This is a genomic window from Sphingomonas sp. ID1715, assembly GCF_013044515.1.
In the GTDB taxonomy this organism is placed as follows: Bacteria; Pseudomonadota; Alphaproteobacteria; order Sphingomonadales; family Sphingomonadaceae; genus Sphingomonas_B.
In genome coordinates this window covers 855,751-875,354 of the sequence record NZ_JABEPR010000001.1, presented here as the reverse complement: position 1 = coordinate 875,354, position 19,604 = coordinate 855,751, and the positions used below count along the sequence as shown (strand labels likewise).

The window sequence follows — 19,604 nt, the reverse complement described above, 5'->3', positions numbered from 1 at the left end:
CAACAAACGCCCAAAAAACAACCGCCGGAGCTCAGGGGAGCTCCGGCGGAGGAGTGCGGACGGATTGTTGAGAGGGGAGTTCGTCCGCGTGAACTCTCAGCGGCGCGCCATCTTGGTGGTGTCGGCCTTGGCGTTGCACTTGGCCAGCGCCTCGCCGTCGAGCGACTGCTCACCGGCGCGGAAGGAGGTGACGGGGCCCAGTTCGCGGGCGATGCTGGCGCAGATGATCGCCGGGCGGCTGGTCGCTTCGCCGGCGACGCAGGTCGCGCCGTTGCAGCTGAACAGCGTGTCCTTCACGACCGTCTTGGGCGCAGCGGCTTCGCTGGCGAGCGTGACATTGTAATAGTTGCCGTTCGGCTGGGCGATCGCGGCCGAACCGAGCAGCGCGAAGGAGCCGACGAGCGAGAAGAGGAGAGCAGCAATCCGAACCATGTTCCGTCCCTTTCGATTTAGGTTGCGAATCGCTACCTACCCATTTAGGTTTCGAGTTGCAACTAGAAACTGAATGGCATTTTGCCGTTTGTGAACGGACCGGGTTCAGATACGTTCTGCGGGGTAAGAGGGTCAGATGGGTATAAGAGAACCGCTTGCGCAGATCGCTGCGGAGTGCAGCCTGCCCAAGGCGCTGGAGGCGATGGGCGAGCGTTGGGCGTTCCTGATCCTGCGCGCGGCGTTCAACGGGCTGAAGCATTTCGAAGAGATTCAGTCCAACCTCGGAATTGCGCGCAACATCCTTGCGAACCGCCTTGGCCGACTGGTAGATGTCGGCATCCTCTCGCGCGAGCCTTGCCCCGAAGACCGGCGCAAGATCGAATATCGCCTGACCGACAAGGGCGCCGACCTCCTCCCCACCATGATCGCGCTGCGCCAATGGGGTGAGAAGTGGGAGACCGGCACGCCCTCGAACCCCGTGCTCGTCGACCAGCGCGACCAGATGCCGATCGGCCCCATCCGCGTCTATTCGCACGACCTGCGGCCGCTCAAATGGGGCGATCTCTGCTTCGTCTACCGCGAAGAGATGGACGCCAAGGCGGCGGAATAAGGCCGCGCTTCCCATTCCGACCGCACCGTCTCGTCCGCCTCGCTGCTGAGGCGCCGCGTTCTTTCCTCGTCAAAGCGCGCCGCGTCCAACCTGTTCAAGGCCCAGATCGCCGCACCGCGGACCACCGGGCTCGGATCGTCCAGATGCGGCAGCGCCGCCGCGACCAGGTCGCCGCTGCCGCTATTCCCCACCGCGATCAGGCAGTTGCGCAACATCCGGTCGCGCCCGATCCGCTTTATCGGCGAACCGGCAAAGACCTGGCGAAAGGCAGTATCGTCGAGCGCCAGCAGGTCCGCCAACATCGGTGCGGTGAGCTCCGCACGCGGCGCGAAGGCGAGGTTCGCGGCCGCGCTGCTCGCGAACTTGTTCCAGGGGCAGGCGGCCAAACAATCGTCGCAGCCATAGATGCGATTGCCCAAGCGCGCGCGGAATTCGCGCGGGATCGGCCCCTTATGCTCGATCGTCAGATAGGAAATGCAGCGCCGGGCATCGAGCCGATAGGGTGAGGGGAAGGCGCCGGTCGGGCAGGCGGCCTGGCAGGCATTGCAGCTGCCGCAACGGGCGGCGCCGGATGCGTCGGGTGCGAGGTCGAGGGTCGTGTAGATGGCGCCGAGGAACAGCCAGCTGCCATGCTCCCGGCTGACGAGATTAGTGTGCTTGCCCTGCCAGCCGAGACCCGCGGCTTCGGCGAGCGGCTTTTCCATCACCGGCGCGGTATCGACGAACACCTTCAAATCGCCGCCCGCGGCTCCGACCAACCAGCGGGCCAGCTCCTTCAGCCGGCGCTTGATCAGGTCGTGATAGTCGGCGCCCTGCGCATAGACCGAGATCCGCCCGGCCGCGGGCATGCCCGCCAGCCGGAGCGGGTCTTCGGCCGGCGCATAGCTCATGCCCAGTGCGATCACGGACCGCACTTCCGGCCATAATCTCGTGGGCGAGGCGCGCTCGTCCGCCCGCGCCTCCATCCAGATCATGTCGCCATGGCAGCCCTCGGCGAGCCAGGCGCGGAGCCGCTCGCCCGCCAGCGGTGCGGCATCGGCCCGTGCCACGCCGCAGGCGGCAAAGCCCAGTCGGGCCGCCTCGGCTTTAAGGGCAGGGATGAGGTCCGGCGCCATGCTCCGCTCATATAGGCGTGCAGGCGCCGCTGACACTCCGGTCAGCGTGTCTTTTTTGCAACGCACAACGGAATGTTAATCCGCTCGCGCGGACTCCCGTTGCGAGTCACCGAACCGCAACATATCGGGGCCACAGGCGCGGGCAACGACTGGGTAGAGTCGCGAGCGGGCACCGCCCGGTTTTGGGGAAAGCAATGCGAAATCATCTCTTTATCGGCGCGGCCGTCGCCGCGCTCATCGCTCCTGCCGCCGTCCAGGCCCAGGAAACCACGTCGACGATCCGGGGCAGTGTGACGAGCGGCGGCGCCGCGGTGGCTGGGGCGGCCGTTGAGATCACGCACGTGCCTTCGGGCTCGCGCTCGACGGTCACCACCGATGCGAGCGGCTCTTTCAACGCCGGCGGTTTGCGCGTCGGCGGCCCGTTCAGCGTCAAGGTCACCGCGCCGGGCTATCCTGACTTCACGGTCACCGACATCTTCACGGTCATCGCCCAGGCCTATGACCTGCCGATCGAGCTTACCGCCGAAACGGCAAGCACGGGCGAAGACATCGTCGTTACCGCCTCGTCCATCGTTAATGCGGGCACGATCAGCCAGGGTCCGGCGACCGTGCTCACTTCCGAGCAGATCGACTCGGTAGCTTCGCTCAACCGCGACGTCCGCGACCTGATGCGTCGCGATCCGTTCGCCCGCCTCGACGACACGCCCTCGGGCGGCCGTGCGGTCAGCTTCGCGGGCCAGAACGCCCGCTTCAACCGCTTCTCCATCGACGGCGTGCCGGTCACCGACAACTTCGGCCTCAACCCGGATGGTCTGCCGACCCGCCGCTCGCCGGTGCCGTTCGACGCCATCGGTCAGTTCCAGACCAAGGTCGCGCCGTTCGACGTGCGCGAAGGCAACTTCCAGGGCGGCGCGATCAACGCCATTCTGAAGTCGGGCACCAACGAGTTTCATGGCACCGGCTTCTACGCCTATTCGGCCGACGAACTGACCGGCAAGAAAACCAAGGCCGGTCCGGGTGTCCCAACTGGCCGCGTCAACCTGCCGAACTTCAAGTTCGAGAACTACGGCGGCCAGATCTCCGGCCCCATCATCCCCGATCGCCTGTTCTTCATGGTCGCGGGCGAGCGTATCCGCGCCGGCACCCCCATCCCCGAGGGCACGCCCGGCAACAATGCTGGCACGGTGGTTCCGAACATTTCGGATGCCGTGGTCGCGCAGATCCAGTCGATCGCTCAGAACCGTTATGGCTACGACACCGGCGGCGTGCTCAACGACTCGGGCGACAAGGACGATCGTCTCGTCGCCAAGATCGATGCGAACCTGTCGGATTCGCAGCGTGCATCCTTGACCTATCTCTACACCAAGGACTCGATCCGGTTTAACCAGAACACGCAGCTGACCGGCATCACCGGTCTCGGGCTCGAATCCAACGGCTATGTGTCGTCGAACCGGCTGCATACCGGCGTGTTCCAGCTGAACAGCGATTGGTCTGACGCGTTCTCGACGGAAGTCCGCGCCTTCTACAAGGACTATAAGCGGGGCCAGGATCCGATCCTCGGCCGCGGTTTCGCGCAGTTCCAGGTCTGCACCGCGCCGACTTCCGATCGCGCGACCGGCACGGGGACCGCCAACGATCTGTCCACCGCCTGCCAGGCCGGCAATGGCGTGGTCAGCTTCGGTCCCGACATTTCGCGCCAGTCGAACTCGCTGACCTCGCGCACCTATGGCGGTCTCGTTCAGGCGCGCCTGACGCAGGGCGATCACGACCTGCGCATATTCGCCGAGTATCAGAACACGAAGATTTTCAACCTCTTCCTGCAGCGCACGGCCGGCGACTATTATTTCGACTCGCTCGCGGACTTCGCCGCGGGCAACGCGCAGCGCTTCCGTTACCAGAATGCGGTGCCGTCGCTCGATCCGGCCGACGCTGCCGCACGCTTCACCTACAAGACTTATGTGTTCGGCATCCAGGACACCTGGCAGGTCACGCCGGAGTTCACGCTGGCCTATGGCGCTCGCTACGACATGTATGGCGGCTCCAGCCGGCCCGCGCTGAACCAGAACTTCACCAACCGTTATGGCTTCACCAACCAGGCCTATATCTCGGGCCGGGGCGTGTTCCAGCCGCGCATCGGCTTCGATTACAAGCCGACCAGCGACATCGCCATCCGCGGCGGCATCGGCATTTTCGCCGGCGGCTCGCCGGACGTTTATATCTCGAACAGCTTCTCGAACACGGGCTTCCTGTCGAGTTCGATCGACGTCATCCAGCGCAACAACGGGACCTACACCGGAGCGACTGCCGATCAGGCGACTGCCATCCTGACCAACGTCGATGGTGACACCATCCCGGGGGCGGCCAATGCGGTGGTAACTAACGTCACGTCGTCGGCGAACGCGCCGACCAATGCGCTCGATCCGAACTTCAAGCTGCCGTCGCAGTGGCGCGGTACGCTGTCGGTTGACTGGACGCCGGACCTTTCCGAGACCTTCCTGGGCGATAACTGGACCTTCGGCGCCGACTTCCTCTACTCGGCCGTGCGCAATCAGGTGTTCTTCACCGATCTGCGCGTGCGTCCGACGGCTCTGCGCACGCCCGACGGCCGGGTGCGCTACGCGCCGATCACGAGCTTCACCGACACCCAGTCGGACCTGTTCCTGACGAACACGAAGCTGGGACGGAGCTATATCGGTGTCGCTCGCATCCAGAAGAGCTGGGACTTCGGTCTCTCGGCGTTCGTCAGCTATGTCTATCAGGACGTGAAGGATCAGGCACCGGCGACCTCGTCGACCGCCTCGTCCAACTACGGCAACGGTGCGTTCTTCGATGCCAACGGCGCGGCCTACGGCATCTCGAACGATCAGGTGAAGCACAACATCAAGTATAACCTGAGCTTCGACCACGCCTTCTTCGGCGATTACAAGACGAACATCACCCTGTTCGGCGAAACCCGCATCGGACGGCCCTACAGCTACACGATGCAGGATACCGCGACCCGCAGCACGGTGTTCGGCACGATCGGCAACGGTGCCCGCTACCTGCTCTACGTGCCGACCGGCACGAGCGATCCGCTGGTGTCGTACGATAGCGCCGCGACCCAGACCTATCTGGACAACCTGATCAACACGACGGGCCTGGGTAAGTATCGTGGCAAGGTGGCGCCGCGTAACGCGTTCAACTCCAAGTGGTTCACCAAGTTCGACCTGCACCTCCATCAGGAGATCCCGACCGGTCTCGGCGACTCGCGTATCACGCTGTTCGCCGACATCGAGAATGTGACGAACCTGATCAACAAGAACTGGGGCCAGATCCGCGAGTACCAGTTCCCGTACACGATCGCTGCGGTGCGCGTGCAGTGCCTGCAGGCGCCGGTTGCCACGGGCACGGCTCCGGGCACGGCGGTGGCTACGAACACCAGCCAGGCTTGCGCCCAGTATCGCTATCTGTCGCCGAACTCGGTGCCGACGGACTCGATCTACTCGCGTCAGTCGCTCTACTCGATCCGGGTTGGTGCCCGCATCACCTTCTAAGGTGCGGGCCTGATCGGGCCGAACAAATAAAGAGCCGCCGTCCGGAATGCCGGGCGGCGGCTTCTTTTTTGTGATGCTTGCTGTGGCGGAGAAGCTCTAGCTATTTCACGTACATGCTCTGTTTGGGCCGAGCCATCACGCGCATGACCATCGGTTCGAAGAAGTCGAGCGGCGCGCTGTCATAATTGGGGTCGAAGGCGGACTGGTCGTATTTCTCGCAGAATTCCGCGCAGGCGGCGTAATGCGGATGGCCGTCGAACTTGTCGCGGATGTTCCGGTCCATGCCGAGATGGTGGAAATAATAATAGCCCTGGAAGGCGCCGTGCTGACCGACGATGAACAGGTTCTCCTCGGACACGAAGGGCTTCAGGATCGCGGCCGCGACGTCCGGATGATTGAAGCTGCCGAGCGTGTCGCCGATGTCGTGGAGCAGGGCCATGACGACATATTCCTCGTCGCGGCCGTCGCGATGCGCGCGCGTCGCGGTCTGCAGCGAGTGCTCCAGCCGGTCGACCGGGAAGCCGCCATAATCGCCGTCGAGCAGGCGCAGATGGTCGAGCACGCGCTTGCCCACCTGGCCGGCAAAGGGGAAGAAATGGCTGGAGATGATCTGCCAGTCTTCGGCGGTGCCATTTTCCATGGCGGTGAAGCTGGCGCGATCGGCGTGGCCGTCGGACATGGTTCGGGCTCCTCTCGTCTTTGAGGGAAGCTTATCGGCATTGAAAGCCGAGCAAAACCCTTTCCGCTCGTCCCGAGCGAAGTCGAGGGGCGATGGTGCAAGCGCCCTTCGACTACGGCCTTCGCCTCCGCTCAGGACGAGCGACGGGTTTTCGATTGGTCGCATATTGGCTAGAGCCACCGCGATGGCGACCGTCGCGCTGCCTGCAAAGCCGTTCTTCGACGACAAGAACCGGGCCTTCTGGAACCTGCAGACGGCGGGCTGGGCGGGCTATTTTCTGCTGCGCATCCTGTCGGGCTTCGCCAACGGCCTGACGCTCGCCTTTCTGGTGCCCGTCGCCGTATCGACCGCCACCGGCTATTCGCTGACCCTGGTGCTCGGCGCGCTCTACCGCGAGCTGTTGCGGCGCAAGCCGTTCGTTACCTGGGCCGGCTCGATCGGCGGCATCGTGATCGCGGCGGGCATCTATTCGCTGATCGATGCGTGGATCTTCAACACCATCCAGCGGCCAGGCGAGTCCTTTCAGATCAGCCTGTTTCTCGGCACGATCTTCCTCGATTTCGTCGTGATCGCCGCCTGGTCCGCGCTCTATTACGCGATCAACTTCTTTCTCGTCGTGGAGGAACAGGCCGACCAGCTCCGCGCGCTGGAAAGCCAGGCGTCGACCGCCCAGCTCGCCATGCTGCGCTATCAGCTGAACCCGCACTTTCTGTTCAACACGCTGAATTCCATCTCCACGCTCGTGCTGCTGAAACAGACGGAGCGGGCCAATGCGATGCTCTCGCGCCTGTCGTCCTTCTTGCGCTATACCCTGGTCAACGAGCCGCTCGGGCAAGTGACGATCGAGCAGGAGATCGAGACGCTGAAGCTCTATCTCGACATCGAGAAGATGCGGTTCGAGGACCGGCTGCGGCCGATCTTCGAAGTCGATCCGGTGGTGCTGCGCGCGCGGCTGCCGTCGCTGCTGCTGCAGCCGCTCGTTGAAAACAGCATCAAATATGCGGTCACTCCGCTGGAAGAGGGGGCCGATATCATCATCAGCGCGCGGCTGGTCGTCGACCGGCTGCGGCTGGTCGTCGCCGACACCGGGCCCGGACCATCGGACAAGAAGCCGGGGCCGGCGACCTCGACCAGCGTCGGACTGGCGAATATTCGCGACAGGCTGGCGCAGGCCTATGGCCAGGATCATGAGTTCGACGCGAGAGCGCGTGCGGGGGGCGGATTCGAAGTGATCATCGAGATTCCGTACCAGACCGAGGAACAACCAAGGGAAGCCGCATGACCATCAGAACCATTCTCGTCGACGACGAGCCTCTGGCCATTCAGGGCCTGCAGCTTCGGCTCGAACCGCACGAGGATGTCGAGATCGTGGACACCTGCTCGAACGGGCGGGAAGCGATCCGCTCGATCAAGACCAACAAGCCCGACCTCGTCTTCCTCGACATTCAGATGCCGGGCTTCGACGGCTTCTCGGTCGTCCAGGGACTGATGGAGGTCGAGCCGCCGCTGTTCGTCTTCGTGACTGCCTATTCCGACCATGCGATCCGCGCCTTCGAGGCGCAGGCGGTCGATTATCTGATGAAGCCGGTCGAGGAAGACCGGCTCGCCGCAACGCTCGACCGCGTGCGGCAGCGGCTGGCGGAAAAGCGGGGCGCCGAGGAAGTCGACCGGCTGCGCGAGGTGCTGGCCGAAGTCGCGCCCGAGGCCGCCGCCGAAATCGGCGATACCGTCGAGGCCCCGTCGGCGACCCGCTTCGAGAAGATGATCAACATCAAGGATCGGGGCCAGATCTTCCGCGTCGATGTCGACACGATCGAGCGGATCGACGCGGCCGGCGACTATATGTGCATCTACACCGCCGACAACACGCTGATCCTGCGCGAGACGATGAAGGATCTGGAAAAGCGGCTCGACCCGCGCCGCTTCCAGCGCGTCCACCGCTCGACCATCGTCAATCTGGACCTCGTCAAGCAGGTCAAGCCGCACACCAACGGCGAATGTTTCCTCGTGCTCGATTCCGGCGCGCAGGTGAAGGTCAGCCGCAGCTATCGCGACGTGGTCGCACGGTTCGTGCATTGATCCTCGTTCCAACCTTCGTCATTCCCGCGAACGCGGGAACCCAGCAGTCTTGATCGCAAGTTCCGGGAAGCTGGGTCCCCGCTTTCGCGGGGATGACGAGACATGATGACCCAGACCCAAAAAGCTCAAGCCTTCGCCGCGCTACACAGGCCCGGCGATCCGGTGATCCTGTTCAATGCCTGGGATGCCGGCTCCGCCAAGGCCGTCGCGGAGGCAGGCGCCACGGCGATCGCGACCGGCAGCTGGTCGGTGGCCGCCGCCAACGGCTTCGGCGATGGCGAGGGACTGCCGCTGGACCTGGCAATAGCCATCGCCGCCCGCATCGTCGCCGCCGTCGACCTGCCGGTGACGCTCGATTTCGAGGGCGGCTATGCTGTTGACCCGCGTCGCGTATGCGAGAATTTCGGCCTGGCGCTGGCGGCCGGCGTAATCGGCTGCAACTTCGAGGATCGGGTGGTCGGAGGGGAGGGCCTGCATCCGATCGCCGCCCAGGCTGCGCGTGTCGAGGCGCTGCGCCGTGCGGCCGAGCGTGCCGGCGTGCCCGCCTTCATCAACGCGCGGACCGACATCTTCCTCGGCTCCAAACCGGAGACCCACGACCGCGCTGCCGCCGATCACGCGCTCGAACGCGCGCGCGCTTATGCCGATGCCGGTGCGAGCGGCTTCTTCGTGCCCGGCCTGGCCGATGAAGGCCTGCTCGCACGCATCTGCGAGGCCTCGCCGCTGCCGGTCAATGCGATGATGTTCGCCGGCATGCCGAGCCGGCGCCGTCTCGCCGAACTCGGCGTCGCGCGGATCAGCCACGGACCGGGACCGTATCGTCAGGCCATGGCCGTGCTCACCGAGGCGGCTCGGGCGGCGTTCCAAGGTTAGAAGGGAATGCGCTCGTCCTGAGCGGAGGCCGAAGGCTGTAGTCGAGGGGCGTGGCTCGGAACCCGCGCCCCTCGACTTCGCTCGGGACGAGCGGAAAAGTTACTTGGCTTCGGTCACCTTCGGCGCTGGCGCGAACGGCTTGATCCCGAATTCCGGATACACCTCGGACGGAAAGTAGATGGTGCCGTCCTTCACGACCATGGCGATGGTCTTGATCGCTTTGAGCTGCTTGGTCGGGTCGCCCGGCACCAGGAAGAAGTCGGCGAGCTTGCCCTTCTCGATCGAGCCGAGCTGCTGATCCTGGCCGAGATAGGCGGCCATGTCCCAAGTCGCGCGCTTGAGGATCTGCGCTGGGGTCATGCCGACATCCTGATACAGCTCCAGCTCGCGATGATAGGTGAACGCGCCGCCTGTGTCGGTGCCCGGCACGATCATGATCCCGCGATCATTGAGCATGCGGATCGTCTGCACGATCTTGTCATAGGCGCCGCGATAGGCCGCATCGTCGCCGGGCGCGGACGTGTCGATCCACGCCTGTTTCAACCCGCGCTGGCTGCCGATCGGCATATGGTCGAAATAATCGACTGCGCCGCGCGGGATCGCGCCGTCGCGGTTGGTCAGCAGATTCTCGTGGATGCCGAGCGTCACGTCGATCGGCACCTTGCGGTCGACCATCAGCTTGATCGTGTGCTGCACCCGCTCGCTGTTGAGATCGAGGCCCGGCAGGCGCTTCAGCGCCGTCAGCCGGAACAGCGTGCGCGTGTCCTCGGTCGGCTGGATCACCCAGCCGAGCATCAGCTGATTAATATGCGTCAGCTCGTCGAAGCCCGCTTCGATCATCGCATCGGCATTGGTGAAGGCGGGGATATGGCCGATCACCTTCAACCCCAGGCGATGCGCCTCCTGCACCATCGCGGGGACCCAGGCCGGGTTCATGCTGTTGTACGACTTGACCGCCCAGAAATCGCGCGCGGCGTACCAGCGCGCCGCATCGATCGCTTCCTGCTGGCTGTTGACCAGGATGCCGTTGTTCGAACTGTAGGGGCTCTTCCCCTCGACGAAGCCGGCGCGGACAATGCGCGGTCCGGCGATCGTGCCGCTCTCGATCCGTTGGATCAAGGCTTCGAGCACGTCATTGTCGTTGCCCATGTCGCGCATGGTGGTGACGCCGGCGATCAGGTTGAGCAGCGCGCCTTCCTGGCCGGTATGGGCGTGCATCTCGTAGAGTCCGGGGACGAGGGTGCCGCCGGCGCCGTCGACGATCGTCTCGCCCTTGGTTGGCGGGCTGTCGAGCGGCTCGACGGCAGCGATGCGGCGGCCGTCGATCACCACCGACACCGGACCGGTCAGCGCCTGCGCCTTGGGATCGAACAAGCGCACGTTGCGGATGCGGACGGGGCCGGCATAGCGGTGCGCGACCTTCTTCTGGATGTCGACGAAACGGTCGGTCGACCATTTCGCCGCGAGCTCCTTCAGCCGGTCGGCTTCCGCTTCATAGCCGGCGCGGATGATCGCGAAATTGGGGCTGACCACGGCGAACATCTCGCCGTTCGGGTCGAGCAGGATGCTGTCGGGCGACGTCTCGATGCCGCTGACATCGTAGCGCGTGACCTGGAGCGGTCCGCCTGGTCCGGCGACACTCAGCGTCTCACCCTTCGTCAGCCGCAGCGTGCCGCCGGGCAGTGCGGTTATGGTCCTCCCGCCGGCCTTCATGATCGCGCGGGCGTAGAGGCCGGTCGCCCAGGGGCTGCCGCTCTGCGCCACATAGATGCCCTTGGCGGCCGCACTGCTCTTGCCGGTGGAGTCGGTCCAGCTGGCCTTCGAACCCTGGCGCGCGAAATGCTCGTCGACCTTGGAGCCGAACGTGGTCGCGCCGGTGATGTCCCAGGCGACAGGCAGCCCATCCGCGCCGAGGGTGATCGCCTCCTTCATCGTCGGCCCGCGGCCATTATTCTTGTAGTCATAGTCGATCGACACGCGATCTCCCTGCACATCGGCGTTGAGATGGCCGACGCGGGTCGTCCCGACGATTACGGTATAGTTCTGCACTTCGGCGGCGGCGGGCACGGCCATGGCCGCGGCGAAAGCGGCCAATGCCGCGGTGCTGAAAAGCTTCATGGCCACGACGCCTAAGCCGCCGAATCGCCGCTTGCAACGGGATCGGAAAGGGTCGCTAGGTGGTTGCTGCCCATGATGAAATCCGTAGTCGCCAGCGCAGAGCAAAGGTGGGTCGGCCTATTGTTGGCCGGCGCGATCGTCGCTGCGTGGCTGACGGTGCACATCATCTGCATCTTCTTCTGGAATCTGGAACCCCGCACCGCGCCGGCCGTGCTCGCGATCATCCTGCTGCAGGCGTGGCTCAGCACCGGCCTGTTCATCATCGCCCATGATGCGATGCACGGTGCACTGGCGCCAGGCCGGCCGCGTGTGAACCGCTGGATGGGAACGCTGTGCCTCGCGCTTTATGCGGCGCTCTCGTACCGGCAGCTCGCGCCCAGTCATGCCCGGCACCACCGGCACGCCGGCACGGCGGATGACCCCGACTTCCATGCCGCCGAGCCGACCCGCGCCGGACCCTGGTTCCTCGCCTTCTTCCGCAGCTATTACACTCACGGCCAGATCCTGCGCATCACGCTGGTCGCAATCGTGTACATGCTGCTGCGCGCGAGCCTGTCGAACATCGTGATGTTCTGGGCGATGCCGGCGCTGCTGGCGCTGTGGCAGCTGTTCTTCTTCGGCACCTACCTGCCGCACCGGCATGAGGCGGCCGGGTTCGCCGACCACCACCGCGCGCGCAGCACGCAGCTGTCGCCAATGATGTCGCTGATCACCTGCTTCCATTTCGGCGGCTATCATCACGAGCATCACCTGTCGCCGGCCACGCCCTGGTGGGCGCTGCCCCGGCTCACGCGGCGCTGAACAACGCGTCCAGCCGGTCGGCCGCGTCCTCCACGTTCCGAAGGCACCGCATGGAACCGGCCATGTCGAGAGCGTTGTCCCGATAGGAGGTGGCGTTCAGCAGCGTCTCGAGCTCGTGCGCGATCACGGTCGCCGTGCGCCGCCGGGGCAACAGCCGGCCGACCCCGGCATGAACCACCCGCGCCGCCGTCCCCGGCTGCTCGAAGGCGATCGGTGCGACCAGCATCGGCACGCCCGCGCCGAGCGCGTCCAGCACCGTGTTGAAGCCGGCGTGCAGGATCGCCGCCGAACATTGCGGCAGCACGGACGGCTGGTGCCAGTGAGCGCGCACGATCGGATCGCCGGGCAACGCTCGAACCGCTTCGTCGGACAGCTTGCCGCCATGCGCTACCACCGCGCGCGCCCCGACCCTTGCACAGGCCTCGGTCATGGCCGCGAATAAGCCCGATCTCCCGCCTTGGAGGCTGCCGAGGGAGCAGTAGATCAATGGTCGCCCATCCTGCGGCAGCGCCTCGTCAGGGCTCCGCTCCTCGCGCCAAGGCCCGCAATAGTGGAAGTTCGCCGGCAGCGCCTGCCGCGGAAAGTCGAGCGGCATCGGGCATTGCGCCACCTGCAGGTCGGGGGAGAAGCCCTGATCCGCGTGCGCATCCAGTCCCCACTCGGCCGCCATGCTCTCCACCACCCGCGTGATCGGCCGCGAGAAGATGTCGGCGATGCGATAGCCGGTCGCGTTTCGCTTCAGTCCGCCCGCGTCGCTCCGGTACGGCCAGCCCATGAAGGGCGGCGGCACGGCCGGTTCGCGCAGCAGCGGCAGGCCGGTGACGCTCGTCGCCCAAGGCAGCCGCAGGTGCCGCGCGACCAGGCCACCGGCCGGCTCGGTCGAATCCGCGATCACCGCGTCGGCGCCGATCCGCTCCAAAGCCCGCGGCAACTCGTCCAGCAGCATCTGCGTGATCGCCGCCGTCTCGCGGATCATCCGCAAGAAGCCGACCGGCCGCGATGCGCGCGCCAGCACGTCCGCATAGCGGGCCAGCGCACCCGGCCCGTGCGTCCGATCCCCAACGGCCGCAAAGTCGAAGTCCGGGACCAGCGAGGCGGCGTCGGCCATGTGCACAAAGCTAACGCGATCTCCGCGCCGCTCCACCGCCCGCGCAAGCACCTTCAGCGGATCATAATGCCCCGGCACCGGCGGCGCGACGATGGCGATGTGGCGGGCCATGGAAGTCCCTATCCGTTCGTGTCGAGCGAAGTCGAGACACGCTTCTCGACTTCGCTCGAAACGAACGGGGAATCTAGGGTCGACGATGCCTGAACCGCGCCGCGTCCACCGCCTCGGCCAGGTCCGCAACGGCGTTCAACCCCGCCCGCACCACGTCGCCGGGGCTCGGCAGCGCCAGTTTCTGTGCCTGAAGCAGGAAGCTCGTCTTCCGCACCTGCGCGTCCTGCGCGCCATCGACGACGCCCTCTGGCCGAGGCTCATGAAGGTTGTCGCGCCGGTTGAGCACGCCCGCATCCTCCGAGCTTCGCTGCGAGCCGACGCCGAACGCCTCCATGGCAAGGTCGGTGAGACGGGGCGCGATCTTGCCGGCAAGCGAGATCGCATAACCGCCCCCGCCTACGTAAAGCTGTCGCCGCGGGTGCGCGCAGGCAAACAGCACGGCATCCGCCACCAGCCGCGGATCGTAGAGGGGCGGGGGCAGCTTGGGCGGCGCATCCATATAGTTGCGCGCATGTTCGGGGTAGGGCGTGTGGATGGCGGCCGGCTTGATCAGGGTGACGGAGATCGGCGCGCCTTCCTGTTCCAGCTCCATTCGCAGCGCATCGGTCGCCGCCTGCACCGCCGCCTTGGTCGCCGAATAAGGTCCCTGCAGGATCATCGCGCGGTCCGACAGCACAGAGCCAAGATTGACGATGGCGCCGCCCTTCGTGCGCAGGTGCCGCGCGGCCGCCAATGATCCCTGCAGTACGCCGAAATAATTGACGTCGAAGATGCGGCGGTGATCCTCCAGCGTCACTTCGTCCATCCGGCCATAGGTCGCGGCGGCGGCGTTGTTCACCCAGGAATCGAAACCACCAACTGCGTCAGCGCCGTGTCGGCGATCCGCTGCACGTCTTCGGGCTTAGAGACATCGGCCGCGCATACCGCGACCCGTGCGCCTCGGGAGCGCAGCCGCACCGCCACTTCTTCCAGCGCATCGAGGTTGCGGGCGGCAAGCACTACGGCTGCGCCGCGCTCAACGGCCGCTTCGACCGTGGCCAAACCATTGCCGCTGGTCGCGCCGGTCACCACGATGGTCTGTTGTTCGATCGGCTTCAGTCTGACGGCCATGCGCTGTTCCTCTCGCGCAGCTGAACCGCCGCCCTGCTCAGCTTGTTCCTGTCGCCAGCTCGTGCAGCCCCTGCAGGGCGGCGCCCAGGGCGCGGTCGCGACTGCCCATCGCGGCCTTCAGGATCAGGCGCGGCATGGCCAGATATTCGCTCGGGCTCAGCCCCATGAAGCGCTTGAAATCGCGATTGAAATGGGAGTGGTCGACATAGGCGCCGTCGAGCAGCTGGCCGATCGGCCGCGGATCGCCATTCGCCAGCACCGCAAGCGTGCGGAGAAAGCGCTGCCGCTGCAGCAACAGCTTGGGCGTGAAGCCGAAGCTCCGCATGCAGACGCGGCCGAGCACGCTCTGCGAAAGGCCCGTTCGACCAACCAGCCCTTCGACGGTCGCCAGTTCGGGGTCGAGCAGGGCGGCATGAACCGCCCTGATCTGCGCTTCCTTGCGGTTGCCACCGTGGGCGCGTTCCTCGAAGAAGGCGTCGAGGCGCGCGAACATCGCTTCCTCTGCCGTCTCCTGCAACAGATCCTCACGAAGCGCAGCGATGCTTTCGCCCAATTCTCCCTGCGGCTCGGCAATCGCGTCGGCGAGCGCATCCGCGGGCGTGCGGATCAAAATGGTCCAGCCGAGCGGCGTGAAGCCAATGCCGAGCAGCTTGCCCGGGCGCGCGATCACCGGTCGCGCATGGCTGGTCGGACCGAACAAGGCGGCGTTCAGCCCTTCGACCGGACGGCCCTCATCGTCGAGCGCCTGCCACTCGCTGCGCAGCCGGATGCGCAAATTGCCCCATTCGGGCTGCAGCAGGTCCTCGACAGTAGCGGCGGGCGGACCCTGCACTTCGATCATGTAATAGGATGTGATCAGGTCGCGCAGCGATTCGGCGGGCACGCGAAAACGCATCGATACCGCGATCTGCCCGCTCATCTCGTAAGCTGCCCCCTGTGCGGCTCTTGAAGCGGCTAAATCTTGGCGTTGCAACAATTTATTGGCGCAGCTTCCTGCTTCCCCGTGCCGCGACGGTACAGCTCCGTCTCGCGCTTCTGCAGTTTCGTCGACGCCGAGTTCCTTGGCGGCGTGATTGCGGCCAATCCGTCCTTGCGACCCGAGGCATTCGAAAGAATGCTGACCCTAAAGCCCGGCTGGCCCCACGCCATGCCGGGCTTTCTTTTACGCGGCGAGCGAGTGCTGCTGCGAGGAGGCCGGACGGCGCACCAGCGGCATGGTCAGCACGACGCGGAACCCCTGACCGTCATGCACCGCCATCTCGCTGTGACTGCCGAAGCTGAGCCGCAAACGCTCGCGGACATTGGCGAGTCCGACGCCGGTGCCCGACGAAGCGTCCGTGCCGCCCTGGCCAGTGTCGCTCACTTCCAGTTCCAGCCGCCCGCCTCTCTCTCGCGCGGCGATGCCGACCCTGACCGGCGTGCGCGACGGTGCCACCGCATATTTGACGGCGTTCTCCACCAAGGGCTGGAGCAGGAACGGCGGCACCTGCGCATCGCCCAGATCGTCCGGCAGGGTGATCGATGGCGCGAGCCGGTCGCCGAAGCGCACGCTTTCGATCTCCAGATAATTTTCCAGCATCTCGAACTCTTCCTCGACCGTGACCAGCCGGTCTGGGTCCGCGGCCAGGCTGCCGCGGAGAAAGGAAGAGAGCCGGTCAATCATCGTATCGGCGTCGCGCGGGCGGCCGGACACGACCAGGCTGGAAATGGCATTAAGCGTGTTGAACAGGAAATGCGGGTTGAGCTGGAATCGCAACGCCAGCATCTGCGCCTCGCGTTCGCGCTGCCGCGCCAGGTCGAGCTGCTGCTGGTTAGCCTTGAGCGCCGCATAGGCTGCCTGGAAGGCGAGCAGGGCGGCGAGCATGCCGCTGTTATAGGTGTTGATCGTGGTCGAGCGGATGAAGGCCTGGCGATAATCGCTGGTCAGCGTGTCGGCCCAGACCCGCAACTCCGTGTCCCACACCGCCTGCAGCAAGGCGACGATCACCACCGCTACGGTAACGAGCGACCAGCGCAGCACGGCCTGCAACTCGGCAGTGCCTCTCAGCACGAAATAGAGCTGGAAGCTGATGAACCCGTCCACGATCATCATCGGCAGGCCGATGGTCAGCGACTCGCGGAAGCTTTCGGGACCACGAAAATAGCCGGACAGGGTGAAGACGAGCAGGGTGAACAGGTTGAACGCGATCGTCAGCGCGATCGCCGCCCGCAGCTGCTCCCGTCTCTGCCCCCGTTCCATGGCTTCAGCCTAGCAGCCGGGCACTGCCGAACAAGGGCTTAGCTGCGTTCCTTGGTGGCCGAAAAGCGAAGCGCGGGGTTGCGTTCCTTGACATAGTTCAGCTCCCACGCGTCCTTGGCCATGAAGACCAGCGCACCGTCGCGGTCTTCCGCCAGGGCCCCGCGATGGAGCGAGGCGAAGGCGTCGAGGTCCTTGGCGTCGCCGGCGATCCAGCGCGCCGTGTCCCACGGGGAAGGCTCCAGCTTCGCATCGACCTTATACTCGGCTTCCAGCCGCGAGATCAGCACTTCGAGCTGCAGCTGGCCGACCACGCCAACCACCCAATTGCTGCCGACCTGCGGATAGAAGACCTGGATGATGCCTTCCTCGGCGAGGTCGTCGAGCGCCTTTCTGAGCTGCTTGGTCTTGGTGGGGTCCCTGAGCGCGACGCGGCGCAGCAGCTCGGGCGCGAAATTGGGCAGTCCGGTGATCGTGCGCGGCGGGCCGTCCGTCAGCGTGTCGCCGACACGCAGTGTCCCATGGTTGGGAATGCCGATGATGTCGCCCGGCCAGGCTTCCTCAGCCGTCTCGCGGTTCTGCGCGAAGAACAGGATCGGCGAATGGACGGCGATCGCCTTGCCCGTGCCGACCTGGTTCAGCTTCATGCCGCGGCGGAACTTGCCCGAACAGAGCCGCATGAACGCGACCCGGTCGCGGTGCATCGGGTTCATGTTCGCCTGCACCTTGAAGATGAAGCCGGTGACGGCCGGATCGTCCGGTGAAATGGGCGCCGGCTCGGCCGGCTGCGGGCGGGGCGAGGGGGCGAAGCGGGCGAGCGCGTCGATCAGGTCGGCGACGCCGAACTCGCGCAGCGCGGACCCGAAGAAGACCGGCGTGAGGTCGCCACTCCGATAGGCGACATCGTCGAACGGCGCATAGCCGGCTTCGATCAGCGAGACTTCCTCCAGCACCTCGTCAGGCAGCGTCGGCGATGGATCGGTCGAGCCGTCCGGCCGGAGTAGCGTCCTGGCGCCGAGCTCGTACAGCCCCTGATAGGTGCCGCCCATGCCGACCGGCCAGTTCATCGGGCTGACGTCGAGCGCCAGGTCTGACGCGACCTGGTCGAGCAGTTCGAACGGATGCCGTCCCTCTCGGTCCACCTTGTTGACGAAGGTGATGATGGGGACGGAGCGTAGCCGGCATACCTCGAACAGCTTGCGCGTCTGCGCCTCGATGCCGCGCGCCGCGTCGATCACCATCACCGCGGAGTCGACGGCGGTCAGGGTGCGGTAGGTGTCTTCCGAGAAATCCTCGTGGCCGGGCGTGTCGAGCAGGTTGAAGGTCAGGCCGTCGCGTTCGAACGTCATCACTGACGAGGTGACCGAAATCCCGCGCTGCTGCTCGATCTTCATCCAGTCGGAACGCGCGCGCCGGGCTGCACCGCGCGCCTTCACTTCGCCGGCCGCATGGATCGCGCCGCCGAACAGCAGCAGCTTCTCCGTCAAGGTGGTCTTGCCGGCGTCCGGGTGGCTGATGATCGCAAAGGTCCGCCGGTCGGGGCGGTCGGTAGGGCGTGATGACATGAGGGTGCCTGGCAGAGTGGGCCGACGAAAGGAAGCGGCGCCCCATAGCGGCAATCGGCGGGGTTGGCGAGAGCGGCGACGAGACCGACGTTAACCATGTCGGTGCGGAACCGGAATGATCGGATGACGTTTCGGCACCGGATTGAAACCGATCGTTAAGGTCGATGGCATGCTGAACAAAGTACATCACCGCGGGCTGTGGACCGCAGAGGAAGATGAGATGCTCCGCCGCCTGTTCCGCGGCGGCGCCTATATTCATGAAGTCGCGAGAGAGCTCGGGCGCAGCCAGGAAGCGATCCGGACTCGCGCCAATATCCTCCATGTGCCGGTCAAGTCGGCTCCCCGCAACGTGCTGCAGACGCAGCGGCTGAGCCTAAGACTCGGCTGAGAAAAAGGCGCCGTCGGAACCACCCGACGACGCCCAGAGTGCCTGAGAGGGTCGTCAGCTCAGGCGAAGACGATGCGGGTGGTGCGGCGGCGCGCTGCCGTGCCGGCGAGCGCGAAGCCACCAATCATCATCGCCCAGGCGGCCGGCTCGGGGACTGCCGCGATGTTCTGCGTCACGACGAAGCGTAGTCCAGTGGAGTCACCGCCGAAACCGCCGGCATTGTTGACGCCGATGCCGATGACTTCACCGGCAGCAAGGTCGAACGTGCCGGTGAATGTGCGGCTGGCGCCCAGCGTGCCGAGAAAGCCGTTTGCGAACACATTCGTGACGCCTCCGGCGTCGGTGAGCGCGAAAATGCCGACCGAAGTGCCCGACGTCAGCGCGTCGAGCGTGGCCTCGAAGCTATACTCGCCCGCTGTCGGCGCGAAGAAGAAGCCGATCAGCGAACTGCTCGCGCCGGGATGGACGAGCAGCCGGTCAAGCGGTTGATAGGGATGGCTGGTCGACGGGATGCCGGTCGACTTGAACACGCCGGGCAGGTTGAAGGCGCCGCCGGGAAGGCCCAGGCAGATCGTATTGTTGATGACGCAATCGACGGAGGCCAACGGCGTCAGCACCTGGTTCTCGGCCGAGGTCCACGCAAAGTTGCCGGCGCGTTGGACGCCGTTGAAGGTCTCGAACGCATCGTAAGTGACCGCTTGTGCGCCGGACGAGAGCAGCAGTGCCGCCCCAGCGAAAAGAAGCTGTTTCATATCAAACCCCTGTTGATCCAAGCAGAACGACTCGGTGCGGGGACGATAGCCGCGGCGTTAGCCATCGTGGATCAGCCACATGGCCTATGGGTGG

The 19,604-nt window shown here is 65.4% G+C and carries 16 protein-coding genes and 1 pseudogene; 7 read left to right on the top strand and 10 right to left on the bottom strand.

Annotated features, from left to right (window positions below; genetic code table 11):
* Positions 1–96: 96 nt before the first annotated feature.
* Complete coding sequence (locus tag HJG53_RS04225) at positions 97–432, bottom strand: hypothetical protein (protein ID WP_171127902.1); 336 nt, start codon at positions 430–432, stop codon at positions 97–99.
* Between the two features lie 136 nt (positions 433–568).
* On the opposite strand from HJG53_RS04225, the gene HJG53_RS04220 reads away from it, so the two are divergent.
* Positions 569–1,042, top strand: coding sequence for a helix-turn-helix domain-containing protein (locus tag HJG53_RS04220; RefSeq protein ID WP_171127901.1), 474 nt, complete (start codon positions 569–571; stop codon positions 1,040–1,042).
* Here the strand turns inward: HJG53_RS04220 and queG are convergent.
* Positions 1,006–2,157 (bottom strand): tRNA epoxyqueuosine(34) reductase QueG, encoded by a 1,152-nt coding sequence (queG, locus tag HJG53_RS04215; protein WP_171127900.1) that lies wholly within the window; start codon positions 2,155–2,157, stop codon positions 1,006–1,008. The genes HJG53_RS04220 and queG overlap by 37 nt on opposite strands.
* Positions 2,158–2,351: 194 nt before the next feature.
* On the opposite strand from queG, the gene HJG53_RS04210 reads away from it, so the two are divergent.
* Positions 2,352–5,690 carry a TonB-dependent receptor gene (locus HJG53_RS04210; protein WP_171127899.1) on the top strand — a complete coding sequence of 1,113 codons (3,339 nt, stop codon included), beginning with the start codon at positions 2,352–2,354 and terminating at the stop codon, positions 5,688–5,690.
* Positions 5,691–5,790: 100 nt separating this feature from the next.
* On the opposite strand, the gene HJG53_RS04205 is transcribed toward HJG53_RS04210, so the two are convergent.
* Positions 5,791–6,369 carry an HD domain-containing protein gene (locus HJG53_RS04205; protein ID WP_171127898.1) on the bottom strand — a complete coding sequence of 193 codons (579 nt, stop codon included), beginning with the start codon at positions 6,367–6,369 and terminating at the stop codon, positions 5,791–5,793.
* Positions 6,370–6,553: 184 nt separating this feature from the next.
* Between HJG53_RS04205 and HJG53_RS04200 the strand changes: the two genes are divergently transcribed.
* From HJG53_RS04200 to HJG53_RS04190, 3 genes are all read left to right on the top strand, one after another.
* Entirely contained in the window at positions 6,554–7,651 is a 1,098-nt protein-coding gene (locus HJG53_RS04200; protein WP_171127897.1) for a sensor histidine kinase, read from the top strand.
* Positions 7,648–8,448 carry a LytTR family DNA-binding domain-containing protein gene (locus HJG53_RS04195; RefSeq protein ID WP_171127896.1) on the top strand — a complete coding sequence of 267 codons (801 nt, stop codon included), beginning with the start codon at positions 7,648–7,650 and terminating at the stop codon, positions 8,446–8,448. The genes HJG53_RS04200 and HJG53_RS04195 overlap by 4 nt, the downstream gene beginning before the upstream one ends.
* Positions 8,449–8,550: 102 nt before the next feature.
* The gene (locus HJG53_RS04190; RefSeq protein ID WP_171127895.1) at positions 8,551–9,321 is read left to right on the top strand and encodes an isocitrate lyase/phosphoenolpyruvate mutase family protein; all 771 of its coding nucleotides are present in this window, start codon (positions 8,551–8,553) and stop codon (positions 9,319–9,321) included.
* Between the two features lie 99 nt (positions 9,322–9,420).
* Here the strand turns inward: HJG53_RS04190 and HJG53_RS04185 are convergent, their stop codons facing one another.
* Positions 9,421–11,439 (bottom strand): amidohydrolase family protein, encoded by a 2,019-nt coding sequence (locus HJG53_RS04185; RefSeq protein WP_171127894.1) that lies wholly within the window; start codon positions 11,437–11,439, stop codon positions 9,421–9,423.
* 72 nt (positions 11,440–11,511) lie between these two features.
* Between HJG53_RS04185 and HJG53_RS04180 the strand changes: the two genes are divergently transcribed.
* Positions 11,512–12,240 (top strand): fatty acid desaturase, encoded by a 729-nt coding sequence (locus HJG53_RS04180; RefSeq protein WP_254447491.1) that lies wholly within the window; start codon positions 11,512–11,514, stop codon positions 12,238–12,240.
* On the opposite strand, the gene HJG53_RS04175 is transcribed toward HJG53_RS04180, so the two are convergent.
* From HJG53_RS04175 to HJG53_RS04150, 5 genes and pseudogenes are all read right to left on the bottom strand, one after another.
* On the bottom strand, positions 12,227–13,459 hold the full coding sequence (locus HJG53_RS04175) for a glycosyltransferase (RefSeq protein WP_254447490.1): 1,233 nt from the start codon (positions 13,457–13,459) through the stop codon (positions 12,227–12,229). The two genes, HJG53_RS04180 and HJG53_RS04175, sit on opposite strands and share 14 nt — an antisense overlap.
* Before the next feature lie 73 nt (positions 13,460–13,532).
* Positions 13,533–14,527: pseudogene (locus HJG53_RS04170) on the bottom strand (SDR family oxidoreductase).
* 79 nt (positions 14,528–14,606) lie between these two features.
* Positions 14,607–15,488, bottom strand: coding sequence for a helix-turn-helix domain-containing protein (locus HJG53_RS04160; protein WP_171127891.1), 882 nt, complete (start codon positions 15,486–15,488; stop codon positions 14,607–14,609).
* 243 nt (positions 15,489–15,731) lie between these two features.
* The gene (locus HJG53_RS04155) at positions 15,732–16,808 is read right to left on the bottom strand and encodes a sensor histidine kinase (RefSeq protein WP_171127890.1); all 1,077 of its coding nucleotides are present in this window, start codon (positions 16,806–16,808) and stop codon (positions 15,732–15,734) included.
* A gap of 38 nt (positions 16,809–16,846) precedes the next feature.
* Positions 16,847–18,370, bottom strand: coding sequence for a peptide chain release factor 3 (locus tag HJG53_RS04150; protein WP_171127889.1), 1,524 nt, complete (start codon positions 18,368–18,370; stop codon positions 16,847–16,849).
* Positions 18,371–18,539: 169 nt separating this feature from the next.
* Between HJG53_RS04150 and HJG53_RS04145 the strand changes: the two genes are divergently transcribed.
* Positions 18,540–18,758: a hypothetical protein gene (locus tag HJG53_RS04145; RefSeq protein ID WP_171127208.1), complete on the top strand. Its 219-nt coding sequence runs from the start codon at positions 18,540–18,542 to the stop codon at positions 18,756–18,758.
* A gap of 59 nt (positions 18,759–18,817) precedes the next feature.
* Here HJG53_RS04145 and HJG53_RS04140 read toward each other — a convergent pair whose 3' ends face one another.
* Complete coding sequence (locus HJG53_RS04140; protein ID WP_171127888.1) at positions 18,818–19,510, bottom strand: PEPxxWA-CTERM sorting domain-containing protein; 693 nt, start codon at positions 19,508–19,510, stop codon at positions 18,818–18,820.
* Positions 19,511–19,604: the final 94 nt, after the last annotated feature.

Bases quoted from the DNA above. Each gene is read 5' to 3' on its own strand.
- HJG53_RS04185 (WP_171127894.1), bottom strand. From the start codon at position 11,439: ATGAAGCTTTTCAGCACCGCGGCATTGGCCGCTTTCGCCGCGGCCATG.
- HJG53_RS04140 (WP_171127888.1), bottom strand. From the start codon at position 19,510: ATGAAACAGCTTCTTTTCGCTGGGGCGGCACTGCTGCTCTCGTCCGGC.
- HJG53_RS04155 (WP_171127890.1), bottom strand. From the start codon at position 16,808: ATGGAACGGGGGCAGAGACGGGAGCAGCTGCGGGCGGCGATCGCGCTG.
- HJG53_RS04180 (WP_254447491.1), top strand. From the start codon at position 11,512: ATGATGAAATCCGTAGTCGCCAGCGCAGAGCAAAGGTGGGTCGGCCTA.
- HJG53_RS04200 (WP_171127897.1), top strand. From the start codon at position 6,554: ATGGCGACCGTCGCGCTGCCTGCAAAGCCGTTCTTCGACGACAAGAAC.
- HJG53_RS04210 (WP_171127899.1), top strand. From the start codon at position 2,352: ATGCGAAATCATCTCTTTATCGGCGCGGCCGTCGCCGCGCTCATCGCT.
- HJG53_RS04150 (WP_171127889.1), bottom strand. From the start codon at position 18,370: ATGTCATCACGCCCTACCGACCGCCCCGACCGGCGGACCTTTGCGATC.
- HJG53_RS04145 (WP_171127208.1), top strand. From the start codon at position 18,540: ATGCTGAACAAAGTACATCACCGCGGGCTGTGGACCGCAGAGGAAGAT.
- HJG53_RS04175 (WP_254447490.1), bottom strand. From the start codon at position 13,459: ATGGCCCGCCACATCGCCATCGTCGCGCCGCCGGTGCCGGGGCATTAT.
- queG (WP_171127900.1), bottom strand. From the start codon at position 2,157: ATGGCGCCGGACCTCATCCCTGCCCTTAAAGCCGAGGCGGCCCGACTG.
- HJG53_RS04225 (WP_171127902.1), bottom strand. From the start codon at position 432: ATGGTTCGGATTGCTGCTCTCCTCTTCTCGCTCGTCGGCTCCTTCGCG.
- HJG53_RS04205 (WP_171127898.1), bottom strand. From the start codon at position 6,369: ATGTCCGACGGCCACGCCGATCGCGCCAGCTTCACCGCCATGGAAAAT.
- HJG53_RS04195 (WP_171127896.1), top strand. From the start codon at position 7,648: ATGACCATCAGAACCATTCTCGTCGACGACGAGCCTCTGGCCATTCAG.
- HJG53_RS04160 (WP_171127891.1), bottom strand. From the start codon at position 15,488: ATGAGCGGGCAGATCGCGGTATCGATGCGTTTTCGCGTGCCCGCCGAA.
- HJG53_RS04190 (WP_171127895.1), top strand. From the start codon at position 8,551: ATGATGACCCAGACCCAAAAAGCTCAAGCCTTCGCCGCGCTACACAGG.
- HJG53_RS04220 (WP_171127901.1), top strand. From the start codon at position 569: ATGGGTATAAGAGAACCGCTTGCGCAGATCGCTGCGGAGTGCAGCCTG.